General features: G+C 37.5%; 13 protein-coding genes and 1 tRNA gene. 11 read left to right on the top strand and 3 right to left on the bottom strand.

The genetic code is table 11. The annotated features are described in order from the left end of the window. The first annotated feature begins 206 nt into the window (after positions 1-206). The 9 genes from ispE (at position 207) to ABXH34_RS05740 (ending at position 7,910) form a co-directional block, all read left to right on the top strand. Positions 207-1,043, top strand: coding sequence for a 4-(cytidine 5'-diphospho)-2-C-methyl-D-erythritol kinase (ispE, locus tag ABXH34_RS05780; protein WP_353570916.1), 837 nt, complete (start codon positions 207-209; stop codon positions 1,041-1,043). A gap of 29 nt (positions 1,044-1,072) precedes the next feature. Next, a tRNA-Gln gene (locus tag ABXH34_RS05775) sits at positions 1,073-1,147 on the top strand. 51 nt (positions 1,148-1,198) lie between these two features. Then, complete coding sequence (locus tag ABXH34_RS05770; RefSeq protein ID WP_502710397.1) at positions 1,199-2,149, top strand: ribose-phosphate diphosphokinase; 951 nt, start codon at positions 1,199-1,201, stop codon at positions 2,147-2,149. A gap of 18 nt (positions 2,150-2,167) precedes the next feature. Continuing rightward, a complete protein-coding gene (locus ABXH34_RS05765; protein WP_353570915.1) occupies positions 2,168-3,253 on the top strand; it encodes a sulfotransferase family 2 domain-containing protein in 1,086 nt (361 codons plus the stop codon). An 81-nt stretch (positions 3,254-3,334) separates the two neighbouring features. Continuing rightward, positions 3,335-3,967 carry a 50S ribosomal protein L25/general stress protein Ctc gene (locus ABXH34_RS05760; protein WP_353570914.1) on the top strand — a complete coding sequence of 211 codons (633 nt, stop codon included), beginning with the start codon at positions 3,335-3,337 and terminating at the stop codon, positions 3,965-3,967. Then, positions 3,967-4,545: an aminoacyl-tRNA hydrolase gene (pth, locus tag ABXH34_RS05755; protein ID WP_353570913.1), complete on the top strand. Its 579-nt coding sequence runs from the start codon at positions 3,967-3,969 to the stop codon at positions 4,543-4,545. The genes ABXH34_RS05760 and pth overlap by 1 nt, the downstream gene beginning before the upstream one ends. A gap of 223 nt (positions 4,546-4,768) precedes the next feature. After that, complete coding sequence (pdxB, locus tag ABXH34_RS05750; RefSeq protein ID WP_353570912.1) at positions 4,769-5,908, top strand: 4-phosphoerythronate dehydrogenase PdxB; 1,140 nt, start codon at positions 4,769-4,771, stop codon at positions 5,906-5,908. A gap of 326 nt (positions 5,909-6,234) precedes the next feature. Continuing rightward, positions 6,235-7,074, top strand: coding sequence for a glycine/sarcosine N-methyltransferase (locus ABXH34_RS05745; protein ID WP_353570911.1), 840 nt, complete (start codon positions 6,235-6,237; stop codon positions 7,072-7,074). 2 nt (positions 7,075-7,076) lie between these two features. Continuing rightward, on the top strand, positions 7,077-7,910 hold the full coding sequence (locus ABXH34_RS05740; RefSeq protein ID WP_353570910.1) for an SAM-dependent methyltransferase: 834 nt from the start codon (positions 7,077-7,079) through the stop codon (positions 7,908-7,910). Positions 7,911-8,022: 112 nt separating this feature from the next. On the opposite strand, the gene ABXH34_RS05735 is transcribed toward ABXH34_RS05740, so the two are convergent. After that, on the bottom strand, positions 8,023-11,934 hold the full coding sequence (locus ABXH34_RS05735; RefSeq protein ID WP_353570909.1) for a two-partner secretion domain-containing protein: 3,912 nt from the start codon (positions 11,932-11,934) through the stop codon (positions 8,023-8,025). A gap of 504 nt (positions 11,935-12,438) precedes the next feature. Next, the gene (locus ABXH34_RS05730) at positions 12,439-13,653 is read right to left on the bottom strand and encodes a serpin family protein (protein ID WP_353570908.1); all 1,215 of its coding nucleotides are present in this window, start codon (positions 13,651-13,653) and stop codon (positions 12,439-12,441) included. Between the two features lie 239 nt (positions 13,654-13,892). On the opposite strand from ABXH34_RS05730, the gene ABXH34_RS05725 reads away from it, so the two are divergent. Continuing rightward, on the top strand, positions 13,893-14,369 hold the full coding sequence (locus tag ABXH34_RS05725) for a rhodanese-like domain-containing protein (RefSeq protein ID WP_353570907.1): 477 nt from the start codon (positions 13,893-13,895) through the stop codon (positions 14,367-14,369). Continuing rightward, positions 14,366-15,304, top strand: coding sequence for an alpha/beta hydrolase (locus ABXH34_RS05720; protein ID WP_353570906.1), 939 nt, complete (start codon positions 14,366-14,368; stop codon positions 15,302-15,304). The genes ABXH34_RS05725 and ABXH34_RS05720 overlap by 4 nt, the downstream gene beginning before the upstream one ends. Before the next feature lie 61 nt (positions 15,305-15,365). Here ABXH34_RS05720 and ABXH34_RS05715 read toward each other — a convergent pair whose 3' ends face one another. Beyond that, positions 15,366-15,527 (bottom strand): hypothetical protein, encoded by a 162-nt coding sequence (locus ABXH34_RS05715; protein ID WP_353570905.1) that lies wholly within the window; start codon positions 15,525-15,527, stop codon positions 15,366-15,368. Positions 15,528-15,714 lie beyond the last annotated feature (187 nt).

Here is a 15,714-nt window from a genome sequence, read left to right as displayed (position 1 = left end):
AAACAAGGTCGGACAACTAATCTTTCTTGTTTTTGGGAATCTACTTCTGGTAATGGTGGACCATTGCTAGACTACATAACCATGGAGAACCTTGCCAAGCTTAAATTGGATATTGACTTTGATGTATGGTGGGCTTAGCTCTTTAAAAATAACGAATTCTATAAATGATAGAAATACTCATCTAAAAACAAATATTGGCAAATTATATGAACACAATACAAACTTGGTTAGCGCCTGCCAAACTTAATTTATTTCTACACATTACAGGTCGTCGCCCTGATGGTTATCACGAGCTACAAACTATTTTTCAATTTATAGACTATTGTGATGAGTTAGATTTTTCTGTACGGGATGATGGCAAGATTCATTGTCAAACCAATACAGATTTAGCCAGTGAAGATAATTTAATTGTGAAAGCGGCCAAACTGCTACAGCAACACACCCAAACCTCATTAGGTGCGGATATTCAACTACGCAAGAAAATTCCTATGGGTGGCGGTCTGGGTGGTGGCAGTTCAAATGCAGCAACAACCTTATTGGCTCTGAATCAATTATGGGAATTAGACCTATCAAAACAGGTTTTACAACAGCTAGGCATACAACTTGGCGCGGATGTGCCTATCTTTATCTATGGAAAATCAGCATGGGCTGAGGGCATTGGTGAAAAATTACAGCCTATAAATCTTTCAGAAGATTGGTTTTTAGTAATTCATCCAAACTGTCACGTCGCAACAGGTGAAATTTTTTCAGACAAACTATTGACAAGAAATAAACACCCCATTACAATGGCGCACTTTCTTGCAGGGCACAGCTCAAACGTTTGTGAATCTGTAGTTTGTCATCTCTATCCTGAAGTTAAGGAAGCAATGGATTGGTTAGACCAGTTTAACCAAGCTAAGATGACAGGAACAGGAGCTTGTATCTTTACGCAATGTAAAACACAAGAGCAAGCACAACAGATACTTGCAGCACTTCCGAGTAAGTGGCAAGGTTTTGTTTCACAAGGCAAAAATAGTTCGCCTGCAGTAGTTAACAAGTTGTAATATATTTGTTATAATAAGTCTCAAATTATTGGGGTATAGCCAAGCGGTAAGGCAACGGGTTTTGATCCCGTCATGCCCTGGTTCGAATCCAGGTACCCCAGCCATTTTCTTAAGCATCCATTTCACCTACCAATACAACAAGCGAAATTCCAAATATGTCTAGCCGCATGATGGTATTTACGGGTAGTGCCAACCCTGAGTTAGCCAAAGCAATTGTCGGATACCTGAATATACCCCTTGGCAGAGCTTCTGTCGGTCGTTTTAGTGACGATGAAATCAGTGTTGAAATCCAAGACAATGTGCGTGGTAAAGATGTCTTTATTGTGCAACCCACCTGTAGACCTACCAATGATAACTTAATGGAATTATTAGTATTAGTGGATACTGTCAGACGTTCTTCTGCAGGACGCATTACCACTGTAATTCCCTATTTTGGTTACTCCCGCCAAGATCGTCGCCCTCGTTCAGCCCGCGTACCTGTGACCGCAAAATTAGTGGCCAATATGATTACTGAAGCAGGTGCTGATCGCGTATTAACTGTCGATTTACATGCTGATCAAATTCAAGGCTTTTTCGATATTCCTGTCGATAATGTTTACGGATCCTCCATTTTATTAGGTGATATCTGGCGACATGATTATGAAAATCTAATGGTAGTTTCACCCGATGTTGGTGGTGTAGTACGCGCTAGAGCGTTTGCAAAACAATTAGATGATGCTTATTTGGCAATTATTGATAAACGTCGTCCACGTCCTAATGTTGCTCAAGTCATGAATATTATTGGTGATGTTGAAGGTCGTGTTTGTGTGTTGGTAGACGATTTAGTTGATACCGCAGGCACATTATGTCTGGCTGCAAATGCACTAAAAGAACATGGTGCTGTGCGTGTTATGGCCTACTGTACACATCCTGTTTTATCAGGTAAAGCCGTGCATAATATTGAACATTCACAAATGGATGAATTGGTTGTCACAGATACGATTCCATTGAGTGAAGCTGCTCAACAATGCAGCAAAATTCGCCAATTAAGTACTGCTGAAATGTTAGCAGAAACCATGCGCCGTATTTCTGAAGAAGAATCTGTTAGCTCCATGTTTATGGAGTAAACTTTAATCCGATATAGAATGTTAAATAGTCAAAACTATATTACCGAAGCGGAAAATTATGCAAAACAAGACGATATCCATACTGCTATTGGATATTATCGAAAGGCATTATTTATAGAAAAATCGCAACCTGCTTCGGTATATATTGGTTTTGCTAATTGCTTATATGCAAACAATGAATTAAAAGAAGCTGAACAGATTTTTTTAAAGCTTTTAAATATATTAGAAGATAAAGTCGACCCCTTGATTGGACTTGCCAAAGTTGCAGAGGCGCATCAAAACTGGGGGCAAGCATTACAATATTTGGAGCGTTGCATCGAGCATTATCCGCAACACCCTCAATATTCTTGGTGGTTACATAAAAAATTAGAAATATTATTTAAAAACCTAAATTTGGAATCTTTGTCAGGGCAAAAATTAAAGTCACGATCTGATGACAAAAATAAATTAGATAAAAATAGCCAACAGGTTATAAATATTTATAAGCTACTTGCACAACAGCATTATTTCCCGTCAGCGAATCCTTATAATTTGACCATTAGTCATGAGCAACATTTTGTGTGGTTTCGGGTCGCCAAAGTGGCAACGCGTAGCATGTATAACTATTTATTATCTAACAATATTACTTTAGATGTAGAACATTGTTATAATCTTCATTATCCTATAAATACTTATCAAGATTACTATAAATTTGCATTTGTGCGGAATCCTTGGGATCGGTTGGCTTCTTGTTGGTTTAGCAAAATTATTAATGGCAACCATTTTAATTTTGATCCACATACCTTAGAGAAAATGCAATCTTTTGAACATTTTGTAAGTTTTGTTGCCAGCTTAGATATTAGCTCTTGTGATTCACATTTACGTTTACAAAGTAGGCTTATAGACTTGAATCAGCTTGATTATTTAGGACGGTTTGAGACTTTACAAGAAGATATTACGCATGTTTTTCACACTTTAGATATCCCATTAGAAAACTTTGGGCATGAAAATCAGTCAAAGTCAAAAGGTGATTATCGCCAATATTATAATGATATAACATGCGAAAAAGTATCAAAGATTTATAAAAAAGACATCCAAATATTCGGTTACCAATTTGATAATTAATTGTTTTACTTTTTGGTCGCGAAAGAGTAGAACGGCTTACTGTCCCACTTATGGGGCTTTTTTTATTTTAGGAGACATTTAATGTCAACAGCTCAATTTGAATTAATTGCAGAACTTCGCAGCGATTTGGGGAAAGGTGCGAGCCGCCGCCTTCGCCGTGAAGGCAAAGTACCTGCAATCTTATATGGTTCACATCAAGAACCAACTTCCATCATGTTGTCTGCGAATGAATTAGGCAAAAGCTTAAAACACGAAGCATTTTACAACCATATTTTAACGGTACAGTTGGAAGGCAAAACAGAACGTGCAGTACTAAAAGACTTACAACGTCATCCATACAAACCAACGATTTTACATGTTGATTTACAACGGGTTAACGAATCTGAAAAACTTCACATGAACATACCATTGCACTTTACCAACGAAATGGCTTGTGTCGGCGTGAAAATGGGTGGCGGTAGCATTTTCCACCAAACATCAGAAGTTGAAATTCACTGTTTACCTAAAGACTTACCTGAATATCTTGAAGTAGATATGTTAGAAATGGATGTGGGTCAAACGTTACATCTTTCTGACTTAACCTTACCAGAAGGTGTTGTGATTCCAGGTCTTGTCAAAGGTGAAGAATCTGATTTACCTGTTGCCTCAATTCAAAAACGTGGTGGCAGTGATGACGATGAAGCTGAAGCAACGGAAGAAGTAGTCGCTGAGTAATGTCTATTGCATTAATCGTGGGCTTGGGTAATCCAGGTTCACGTTACGAGAACACACGGCACAATGCGGGCTTTTGGTTAGTGGATAAACTGGCTGAGCAAGCACGTGAGCAATTTCGCCAAGAAGCTAAATTTCATGGTGAAGTGTGTCGTGTGACTTTAGTGGGTCACTCATGTTGGCTATTAAAGCCCAGCACATTTATGAATAAAAGTGGGCAAGCGATTGGTGCATTAGCTAAATTTTATAAGATTACTCCCGAACAAATTCTTGTTGTACATGACGAACTGGATTTACCTTGCGGCACAGCACGTTTAAAAAAAGGCGGTGGTGCAGGTGGTCATAATGGTTTAAAAGATACGATTGCACATTTAGGTACACAGCAATTTATACGTGCTAGAATTGGTATCGATCATCCGGGTAATCGTGCTGAAGTGGTGAATTATGTTCTAAAACCACCCAGTCAAGATGAATATATTTCTATTGATAATGCAATTGAGCGTTTGGCCGATGTGATGCCTTTAGTCCTATCTGGTGGCACTTCTTATGAAAAAGCGATGCAGCAATTACACACAAAATAGTTTTAATATCTGTTTGTTGATGAATCCATCGCACTGCTCAAGTGACTAAAATGACTATCTCCTATTAGCATTGTATACTTATAAACTTAGATAGCACCTTCTAGGAAAATATCTCATGCACATGGTTGAACCTCTCAAGCTCTGCTTGATATATTAATATCCTCTTTATAAACCATAATATGAGTTTCCTCCAGCACTCCATTCCGCATTGATTAATAAAAAAATGAACATATTAGCTGACGAGAATATTCCTCTAGTCGTTTCCGCGTTCTCTACTATTGGCGATGTCCATACGATTGAAGGACGTAATATTACCCCGCAAGATTTAACAGATATTGATATTTTACTGGTGCGTTCAGTCACAAAAGTAGATAAACAATTATTAAAAGGCAGTAAAGTATGCTTTGTTGGTACAGCTACAATTGGCTTTGACCATATTGACTTAGACTACTTACGTCAAAATAATATTGGCTTTGCCAGCGCACCAGGGTGTAATGCAAACTCTGCGGCTGAATATGTGATAAGTACCTTATTGGTGCTTGGCCAACAGAATAATTTCGAATTGAGGGATAAAACCGTAGGCATTATCGGTTGCGGTAATGTTGGCTCAAACGTATTGCAAAAATTACAAGCATTAGGTGTCCATTGCCTAGTCAATGATCCACCTCTGCAAGCAGCTCAAAACAACACGGAAACGTTTGTTGATTTAGAAACCGTACTACAAGCAGATATTGTAACTTTACATGTCCCACTGGAAAAATCAGGACTTTATCCAACCTATCACTTAGTTAATCAAACTTTTTTACATCAATTAACGGATGACACCATTTTATTGAATATTTCCCGTGGCGATGTCGTTGATGAATCCGCAATGGCTTACAGTTTAATCAACCGCCCTCAATTAAGCGTGGTGCTGGATGTTTGGCCACATGAACCGTCAATAAATCCCTTTCTGATGCAAAAAGCCATTATTGCCACTCCTCACATTGCAGGTTACAGTCTTGATGGAAAATTGCGCGGCACGGAAATGTTATACATCGCTGTGTGTCAATATTTTCAACATACCGCCTCTTGGCAAGCCAAAGATTATTTGCCGCAACCCAATGTAACAGAATTACACTTTTCAGAACAAACCAGCGAAACTGAAGCTCTGCTAATGGCAGTGACTGCCTGCTATGATGTGCGTCAAGATGATGCTTTATTACGCCAAATGTTACATCATCCCAATCCAGCGATTTACTTTGACCAATTGCGCAAAACTTATCCTGTACGCCGTGAATTTAGTAGCTTAAAAATCAAATTATCAGCTAATCAGCAAGGTTTACAGAAAAAATTTAAAATGCTAGGTTTTTCAGTTGACTAAGTCTAATCTTTCATTTTAAACCTGATTTCCCATGAAAGTTTTAAGCCTATGATTTTAAACAGCTAAATAAAGGTTTTCAAAAAATGTCTTTAATTTACAAAACTTTAAATAAGGTATGAATTACGCTATTATGTTGAATTGTGTTGAATCTCAGACTTAATTAACAGGATGTTAATCTCTCGCTTTTTCCATATTAATCTTAATCTATTGTTTAGGATAGTAGCAGCGACTGTACTGCGTTTTATTCTCATCTATGTCCTCTCTTTTATATCAACATATTATTATTCACAGCCAATCTGCTTACTATCATAAATGGAGGAACACCTATGACTGTCCCTAATGAAAAGCACCCTGAGCGTCAAAATTATGGCGATAATCCGACTGAAGTTCGCGAAACAGGAAAATATAAATCAGAATATGTTCAATCATTTGTAGAAAGATGGGATGAACTTATTGACTGGGAAGCGCGTTCAGAAAGTGAAGGTGATTTTTTCATTGAAGAATTGCGTAAACGTGGCGCAAAAAAAATCTTAGATGTGGCAACGGGTACGGGTTTTCATTCAGTTCGTTTGCGTAAAGCAGGATTTGAAGTAGTGAGTGCAGACGGCAGCCCAGAAATGTTAGCCAAAGCCTTTGAAAATGGCTGTAAACATAATATGATTTTACGTACAGTGCAAGCAGATTGGCGTTGGTTAAACCGAGATGTACATGGTAAATATGATGCGGTTATCTGTTTAGGTAATTCATTCACACATTTATTTTCAGAGCGCGATCGCCGTAAAGCATTGGCTGAATTTTATGCAGCATTGAATCATGATGGCATTTTAATTTTAGATCAACGGAATTATGATGGCATTTTAGATAAAGGATTTACCTCGAAACATACTTATTATTATTGTGGTGATAATGTGAAAGCTGAACCAGAACATATTGATGATGGTTTAGCACGATTTAGATATGAGTTTTCTAGCGATAAGTCAGTTTATCATTTAAATATGTTTCCGCTGCGCAAAGATTATGTAAAAGGCTTAATGCAGAACGTTGGTTTTCAAACTATATCAACTTATGCCGATTTCCAAGAAACCCATCGTAGTAAAGACCCTGATTTCTTTATCCATGTTGCCGAAAAAAAATATGATAATGAAGATCAAGGAGCAAATGCTTAATCATGGCTGAATATTCTGAAGTTGTTGAAACATCTCGTGATTATTACAATAGTAATGATGCAGATAATTTTTATGCTGCGATTTGGGGTGGTGAAGATATTCATATCGGCTTGTATCAAACGCCAGAAGCCGATTCCATTTTTGAAGCTAGCCATCGCACGGTGATTAAATTAGCGGAACAATTGAACTTAGACAGCAGCAAAAAAGTGTTGGATATTGGTTCTGGCTACGGTGGCACAGCACGTTATTTAGCAAAAACCTATGGCTGTAAAGTAGATTGTTTAAATCTCAGTGAAATCCAAAATCAGCGCAATCGTGAATTGACTGAAAAAATGGGTTTGGCGGATAAAATTTCTGTAACAGATGGTAGTTTTGAAGCCATTCCTTTCGCCGATGCTGAATATGATGCAGTGGTTTCACAAGATGCGATTTTGCATAGTGGGCAACGTGAATTAGTTATTCAGGAAGTGGCGCGGGTATTAAAGGTGGGCGGTGATTTTGCCTTTACTGATCCGATGCAAAGTAATGATTGTCCTAAAGGCGTATTGCAGCCAGTTTTAGATCGAATTCATTTAGCAACGCTCGGTTCAATTGGATTTTATCAAGAAACTGCAAATGGCTTAGGTTTAGCAACAGTCAACACGATTGAAATGACTGAACAATTGATCAATCACTATAGCTATGTATTGCGTGAATTAGAAAGCCGCCATGATGAAATGGTCAAGGTGTGCAATTTAGATTACGTCGAACGCATGAAAGTTGGCTTAAGCCATTGGATTGAAGCAGGTAAGAAAAATTATTTAGCTTGGGGCATTTTGCATTTTCGTAAAAGCTAAAGCCATTTGAATCAGTTTATTAGGATTGCTTGCTATTTGAGGGTAGGCAATCCTAATATGCACTGCAATTTACAGACAATTGACTATTTGCTTTCTTAGTGTGATTGTCTGCTTACCACTCATGTGCAGATCGCCAATCTAATGCAACATTAGCAATGCCCACATTTGGGGTTAAGCTAAAGCTACTTCCATCATCTGTATTACAGCTTGGTTTAAAATTAATATCGGTGTTAAAAAAGCTGTTTGGTAATGCGCCAAGAGCCTCATTGTTTAATGAACCTAGAGCATCAATGTGAATGTGTCCATCTAAGCCAAACTGAGATGAAGCACTAATATTACTATAGGGTGAGACAAAGTAGCCACTGGTTGTAATTTGAATATTGCCGCCATTACCTTCATAAGCTTGTGCAAGAATATTTCCTTGATCCAAAATGGTAAAGGTTGGCGTAGTGATGGATAAATCCCCGCCATTTAAAATGCCATGTTGAACGCTGGTTGTTATCTGAGAGTTTTGCGGTAAAAATAGCTGATGAGTAATATTCAAATTAATTGCACCACCACCTGCACTAATTGATTCAGTTGTGATTTCGGAATGATTAAATAGTTGAATGGTCTCGGCTTCAATATGAATCAGACCTGCATTACCACCCTTGGCTTGCTTATTCCATTCACTATTATTATAGAAAAAATTTGTTGCAGCCCCTCTAATTGTAACCATATCCCCATTTTGGGCAGATAAAGTATCCCGCTGTTGTTCCGTATCCACGATTGTTCTAGAAGTTAATGGTATCCAGTTTGTACCTGTGAAAATCAGTTCGCTTCCATTATCCAAATTTAAAAAGGTAAATCCGGGTTCAGAACGTTGCACCGAGTCTAATGCGCCAACCGAGTCGATTTGCTGTTTTCGGCCAATATGTATCCATTCATTGCCAGAGTAATAATATTCTTCACTGTTAATATTTTTGACTATAGCGGTATTGCCTGTAATCAAATCATAATTTCGTTCCAATTCATTTAACTCATTAACATCATTGATTAAATAATGGTTTAATTTTTCTAAAGAGCCTTGGTAAGAGGTTTGGTTTGGATACTTATAAGTTGTGATTTCATAGGCATAAAGTTGATTCCCAGCTTTGGTTTTGACTAAAAATAAACTGCCTTCTGGATAAGGGATATCTTGTTGGGTTTTAAAAAATTTAGACTGTAATTCATCAAACACAGTACTGTCTTCATCCAAATTTTGAGCAATGCCTTCGGTATCAAATAAAGGGATCCAGTTTTTTTCGTTGTCAAACATAAATCGTTGTTGGCTAGAAGTAACTAAGGCAATTTCACCATGTTTCGCACGTTGGATAGATTCTAAATCGGTTTCATTTTCAACATGAAAGATAGGGTGTATCGGATTGAAGCCTGTTTCTGTTGCGATATATCTTAATGTCACTGTTCCACCTCTACTAGAGCTTAATACTTCTACCATATCTCCAACATTAAGTTGTGGTGTTGCCACCGCATAACCCTCAATATCATTTTTCAAACTGCTTTCAGAAGAAATATGCGCTTGATCGTTAAGAATAAGCTGTTTAACAAATAGCTCAATATCGCCAGCATCTTGGCCACCCTGACTTGAAGTTGAGATTGTTGCTTGATTACTCAGCGAGATTTGAGGAGAACGAATGGTAATTTCCCCACCTTTGCCTGCTTTTTCAGTTTTGCTAATGGAACTGGAAAAGATACCGCTGGTAGATTCATTATAATTATCAGGTATATAGTTATTTAAATAGGCTTTTTGAATTTCTCCAGGTTCGTATAACTTAGCCTGACTGGCATCACCTGAAATTTCCAATTGTTCTGTGAGTTCAATGTTAATATTACCTGCATCTGCATAACTATTGGTACTACTTTCAATGACTGCACCCTCTTTGATTAACATTCTCTGCGCTGTAATATTGATATGTCCTGCACCGCCTGTATTATCTGTCGAACCAATACTGCTGGCGTAAATACCACTGCCAAAACCATATTCATTTTCACCGTGCAAATTAACTCCGATTAAGCTAATTTCATCGGCTTTAATTGAAATATCCCCACCTTGTTGGCTGGTTGCATTTTGTTGAGCTGTGGAAGTCACTGCAATTTGGCCGCCATCAATTAATAATAGTTTTGAGGTCTCAATATCAATATTGCCACCATGCCCTGCAATTCGGTGTACCGCTTGAGCACTGGAATTGGAGAATATGCCATTAGGTAGCCCGTTATCATCTTGTTTATTTCCTGCAATCCGCAGCCTGTCATTGACTCTGACTGTAATGTTACCAGCATCGCCACCTTGAGTATTTTTTGCGCCAAAACTAGTTGAACTCACTGATGTGGTATTCGTAAAATTTAAATTATCAGCAATCAAAGAAATATTACCCGCATGACCTTGCTCATAAGTTACAGAGAATAAATAGCTGTTTTTAATAAAATTAATATCTTCTTGGCTGGTCATAGTTATATCACCCGCCTTGCCAGCACCATAGGTATTGGAAGAAATATAAGCATCTGTAAAGTTAATATTGCCTTGGCTATGTAAATAGCTTTCTCCCGCATCACCTATCCCAAAACTATCAAAAGCCAAACGTGAATGCGTGATGTTTAAATCTTTGCGACTATCTAAAAAAAGCTCTCCAGCACTACCACCATACGCATTTGAATATAAATACAGATAATAAAAATTAGTATCGCCCTGACTTTCAATATTGATATTGCCAGAGCTACCTATGCCTGTGACACTAGATGAGATATGTACATTATCAAAATTAATATCCGCGCCACTTTTAATAAATACATCACCTGCTTTACCTTCACCTAAATTATCAAAATATAAATTGCTATTGGTAAAATTAATGTCTCCTTGGCTTTGGACTTCGATATTGCCAGAATCACCTTCACCCACACCAAAACTATCAGAATGTAATTCCGTATCAACAAAATTCACATCACCTTGGCTATTAATTAATATGCTGCCTGCATTACCTTCGCTAGAGGCATCTGAATTTAAAAAAACATGGTCAAAATTCACATCACTACGGGTTTGGATTGACACACTTCCAGCATCACCTTTGGCTAAATAGTCATCAGAGCTGATACCACTATTATTAAAATGCAGTTGTTCGGCGTAGATGAAAACATCGCCATCCTTCCCCACATTGGCAATATGGATGTCATTTAGTGTCGTATCAGCGAGTTGGGAAAATCCAGTTAATTGAATCCCTTTATCTTGTAAACTCACCTCACCGCTTGAACCCACACTGACTAAATTGAAACGTCCTGAGGGGAAATACATTGCAGGTAAAAGTGTATTTTGCCCCTGTAAACGTTCATCATCTGTTTTGTAGAAATAGCCACCATTGATATTAATTTCGCCTCCAATCAGAGACATAGTTTGTTGTTCAGGTAATTGGAATCGGGTTTTTTCAAATAAGAATTTATTCGTATCGTCATAGAAAGTTTGGGCAATCTCTTGAGGAATTTCACCTGCACCAATAGCTGTAATCGGTGCGGGTTTATCAGTTAAAAAACCAAATTGAGTAATTGGCGCGACACTTAAAATATCCCGCTCAGGAAATCGGGCATGAAATTCACCGTTATCGGCTAATTTAATATAGTCAGCGGTGGATAAATGAAAGCTGCCTAAGGTTTTCAGTTGTGCATGTTCACCAATAACTGCACCATAGGGATTTAAAAAATAGAAATCGGCATTGGGAATACTGGAGCGTAAAGTCCCATCAATAAAACTGGCTTCACCACCAATCACTCTTGTAATAATATTTTGAATATGGTCTTGGCCAGAAAAATGTGCGGTTTCACCTTCATACAGGTTAAAAGTTTCAAAAGTATGGAATAAATTATCACCGACTGTTTGGCCAAATTCTTGTCTAATTTCGTAAGCAATATCTATATTTTTTGCCATAGGTCTGCCATTGAGGATCACTTCAGCTTGAGTGATAGCGGGTATAAGCAGAATAATGAAAAAGATACACATTGCTTATTTCCTTTGGATGTTCATTAACTATGATTTAATTTTTATGATGGTGATAAATTGCAGAATTTAGCACCATTGCTCATAGTGTGACATATCAGTGAACAGCTTGCCAGCTCTGTGATAACACTGAATTTCCTCCCTTGGTCATAAGATAAAATAGACCTTTGATTATTGCTGAAATAAGTTAATTCTAGAATTAATTAAAATAATAATAGCTTGATTTTTTAATAAACTACTTTTAACAATAGTGTTGCCACAGAAGTTGAGGAGAGAGCAATAGAGGAGGGAAAATAAGGGGCTATTTCAGCTATATTAGCAAGTTACTCAAATGGTCTGCCGAATTAGGTTAGCATCCAAATCCCCAGTAAATATAAGAAGCACATGAGAAATTGGAAGCTTGCAATTGAGCGTATCCAACCTTTGCAAGGTTGGCGAACATTGTTACCAATGTTGTATTGCCGCCAACCAATGGTGAGCCGCATTTACACATTTCACTGGGATTCATTATTGTGTGGGGTCAGTGATTCTGCCTAGAAATAAAAGACTGTGTGTGGTGTTATCTTTAATTAAAAACAAAAATGGATGGTTAGCTTTGAACTCAATTGTGGGTTTGGGATGACGTTCAAGCATTCCCGAGCGGGTCATGATAACTGCCGTTGCTGCAGCTGCTTCCGTGCCTTTTTCATCTAAATCAATAAACGCTTTATGTATAACGGCGGAAATTGCAAATTTATCTTTGGAATCAATCATGCCTGTAAAATTAGCCTGTTGAGTATCAAACGCCTTACGCATACCTAACTCCTGTAAAGTTTTAACCAAGTCAAAACTAGATTCAATACGAAATTTAGGCAATGTTAGGTCGATTTTCACATCATGCAATTGAGTCAACCATAATGCTAAATTTTTCAAATTAAAACCCTGTTCTAACTCAGCTAAACCTTGCTGCTGTTTTGGCAATAAGATCAACATGGATAAATCATTACGTTGGTAAGGCAATACCAGCAATTGCAATAACTCATTTTCCATGTAACCGAAGGACTTGGTTTGCTGCATCATATCAACAGGCTTATTTTGTTTAGCATTAAGATAAAACGCTTTTTTTTCAGTTTCCGACGCTTTAAACGCATGTAGCCAAGCCGCTTTAAAGTAAATTGCATTCACCAACGCAGCAATGGTATCAGGCGTGATTGCGTCAGAACCAAGCAGGTTTTTAATTTTATCCTGAGTGTGTGTTTCTACCCAATGATTGATCTGTTTGCGAACCGTTTGAGCTTGATGCAGAAAATCAGCTTTATTTAAAACCTTGCTATCTGCTGTGGCGTAGTTCTTTTCAATCAAGGTTTGATAATCTGGCTTAATCGTATAATGCTGTTCATACCAAATTGCATTAACTGTATTCAATTTAGCATGTCCATTTTGTTGTAATTGCTTAAGTTCTGACTGTAATTCGGCATAAGCTTGATGCACATTATCCAAATTAGAAAAACGTAGCGTGTTGGCCATTTGCAGTGCCGTATCTGATTTTGCGCCTGCATAAGTCATCGCCAAAGCAGTTGATATGCTATAAGGCGAAAAAAATAAATTACCAGATTCACTACGCAATTGTGCATAGATGTCCAGCGCAAAGCGGCTGTTTGCATCAACTAATTTTTGCATTTCAGAAGCATGTGTAAAGCTCATCATCAACACCAAATAAGTGAATATTGCGAAACGTAACATGTTTAAAAACCTTGTATTAGATTAATTATACTGCTCAATTGAAATAAGAAAATGGCAGCAAATAGTATTGAACAATTTAGGATAGAGTAAAAAATAACTTTATAGTTTTTAGGATTATTATTTTTCTATTGGGATGATAGCCTATCATCAAACAATTCATAGCTCCAAAATATAAAAAGCCGTTGTTTAATTATATTAATTTATTCTAAAATACTAATACATTCGCAATACCTATAATAATGACTATGAAAAGCTACCAAGATTTAGTGCAAGATTGTTTACCGCAAGTACAAGAGTTAATGCCATGGGATTTAGCCGATGCCTTAGAGTCTGATAATCCACCAATTTTATTAGATATTCGTGAACCTTATGAATATGAAAATGTGCATTTAAATCCATCATTGAATGTGCCACGGGGCATCTTAGAATCTGCTTGTGAATATGGTTACGAAGATACTGTGCCAGCATTGGTGGCCGCGCGAGATAAAGAAGTTATTGTTATTTGTCGTTCAGGTAATCGCAGCGTATTGGCCGCTTATGTGATGCAGCTCATGGGTTATCAATCGGTTAAATCACTTAAAACAGGCGTAAAAGGTTGGAATGATTATGAGCAGCCCTTGTATAATCAGCACAATGCGTTGGTAGACACGGACACTGCTGACGAGATATTAAATGTTCCTGTACGTCCTGACCAATTGGCTCCGAAAACATCATGAAATTTTGGCTTAAAATCCTCGCAACTGCAATCTTAATTCTTATTTGTATTGTTATTACTGGACAGTTGATGATTTCTTATCAATTTGCACAGTTACTGACTCATTATCCTAAAAGCAGCCGTGCTGAGGCAATTGACCACCAACCCAGTAATCAAATAGATCAAATTTTCGCTGCATTTGATGTGCAAGGTTATGAAAAAATCAGATTGCAAACCAGTGATGGAATGAATTTAGAAGCGATTTATTTACCTTCACAAAATCAAGCATCTATTATTATGTTGCATGGTTATAAAGGTTATTTATATGAAACTGCCCATATTGCGAGTTTGTTGCAAAAACATGGATATGGGGCGATTTTACCTGTGTTCCGTGCGCATGGGAAAAGTGATGGTGATTTGATTACATTTGGCAAGCATGAAGTGAAAGATGTGCAAGCCGCTTATGATTATTTACTGACTTGTGATGATGTTGACCCTGAGAAAATTGGTTTAATCGGCAATTCAATGGGCGGATCGATTGGTTTATTATACGCGGCAAGCAATCCTCAGATTAAAGCGGTTGTAGCACAAAGTCCTTACGGTTCATTACGTGATACAGCGGATGCAGGTTTAGCAAAATTCACTAATCTCGAAGGCTTTCCATATACCGATATGATGGGATATTTCATTCAAAAAACGGCTGATATTAATGTGGATGAACTCGCGCCAATTAATGTGATTGCGGATATTTCACCCAGACCTGTGTTTATTTTAGTCGGTGGGCTAGACTCTGTTGTAGCACCAAAAGGAGGCGTTGCCTTGCATGATACGGCCAAACAGCCTAAACAATTATGGGTTGAACCCGATTTAGAACATGCCCAGTTTAATTTACGCCGTGCTGATGATTTTGAAGAGCGGGTTAGTCAATTTTTCAATCAATATTTGTTTACAGAATAGAAAACAAGGGTATTTTCCTTACTAGACAACCATCGATTATAAGTTGATGGTTGTTTAGTGTTTAGCCTGCTGGCTTCTTATGATTAATCATCCAATTTAAACGACAAAACTCATGATCAGTGTCATCAACCACATTTACAGTTACAGGTAGTTGAAATTTTTGCGCTGTTTTCAGTAAAATAACCATTGCTTTATACCCAAGGCCATCTGAGTCTAATGTCATCCAGTAATCATTAGTACAATTTAAACCTTCAATACTATGGCGTGGTTCAGTATCTTTGAAATATCCTTATTTTTAAATTACAAACAACTGTGTCGCGAATTATACTGTAATTTAACTTAAAATTTCAAAAATCATTTTACTTAATGAATGGTATCATTACTCTGCATCAATTCAATTTTCTCCTGCA

The organism is Candidatus Albibeggiatoa sp. nov. BB20 (assembly GCA_016744725.1).
GTDB lineage: Bacteria > Pseudomonadota > Gammaproteobacteria > Beggiatoales > Beggiatoaceae > Albibeggiatoa.
This window is presented reverse-complemented; position numbering and strand designations above follow the sequence as displayed.

Excerpts from the sequence above, each read along its gene's own strand:
- pth (WP_353570913.1), top strand. The coding sequence starts at position 3,967 with ATGTCTATTGCATTAATCGTGGGCTTGGGTAATCCAGGTTCACGTTAC.
- ispE (WP_353570916.1), top strand. The coding sequence starts at position 207 with ATGAACACAATACAAACTTGGTTAGCGCCTGCCAAACTTAATTTATTT.
- ABXH34_RS05760 (WP_353570914.1), top strand. The coding sequence starts at position 3,335 with ATGTCAACAGCTCAATTTGAATTAATTGCAGAACTTCGCAGCGATTTG.
- ABXH34_RS05735 (WP_353570909.1), bottom strand. The coding sequence starts at position 11,934 with ATGTGTATCTTTTTCATTATTCTGCTTATACCCGCTATCACTCAAGCT.
- ABXH34_RS05715 (WP_353570905.1), bottom strand. The coding sequence starts at position 15,527 with ATGACATTAGACTCAGATGGCCTTGGGTATAAAGCAATGGTTATTTTA.
- ABXH34_RS05725 (WP_353570907.1), top strand. The coding sequence starts at position 13,893 with ATGACTATGAAAAGCTACCAAGATTTAGTGCAAGATTGTTTACCGCAA.
- ABXH34_RS05745 (WP_353570911.1), top strand. The coding sequence starts at position 6,235 with ATGACTGTCCCTAATGAAAAGCACCCTGAGCGTCAAAATTATGGCGAT.
- ABXH34_RS05730 (WP_353570908.1), bottom strand. The coding sequence starts at position 13,653 with ATGTTACGTTTCGCAATATTCACTTATTTGGTGTTGATGATGAGCTTT.
- ABXH34_RS05720 (WP_353570906.1), top strand. The coding sequence starts at position 14,366 with ATGAAATTTTGGCTTAAAATCCTCGCAACTGCAATCTTAATTCTTATT.
- ABXH34_RS05765 (WP_353570915.1), top strand. The coding sequence starts at position 2,168 with ATGTTAAATAGTCAAAACTATATTACCGAAGCGGAAAATTATGCAAAA.
- ABXH34_RS05740 (WP_353570910.1), top strand. The coding sequence starts at position 7,077 with ATGGCTGAATATTCTGAAGTTGTTGAAACATCTCGTGATTATTACAAT.
- ABXH34_RS05770 (WP_502710397.1), top strand. The coding sequence starts at position 1,199 with ATGTCTAGCCGCATGATGGTATTTACGGGTAGTGCCAACCCTGAGTTA.
- pdxB (WP_353570912.1), top strand. The coding sequence starts at position 4,769 with ATGAACATATTAGCTGACGAGAATATTCCTCTAGTCGTTTCCGCGTTC.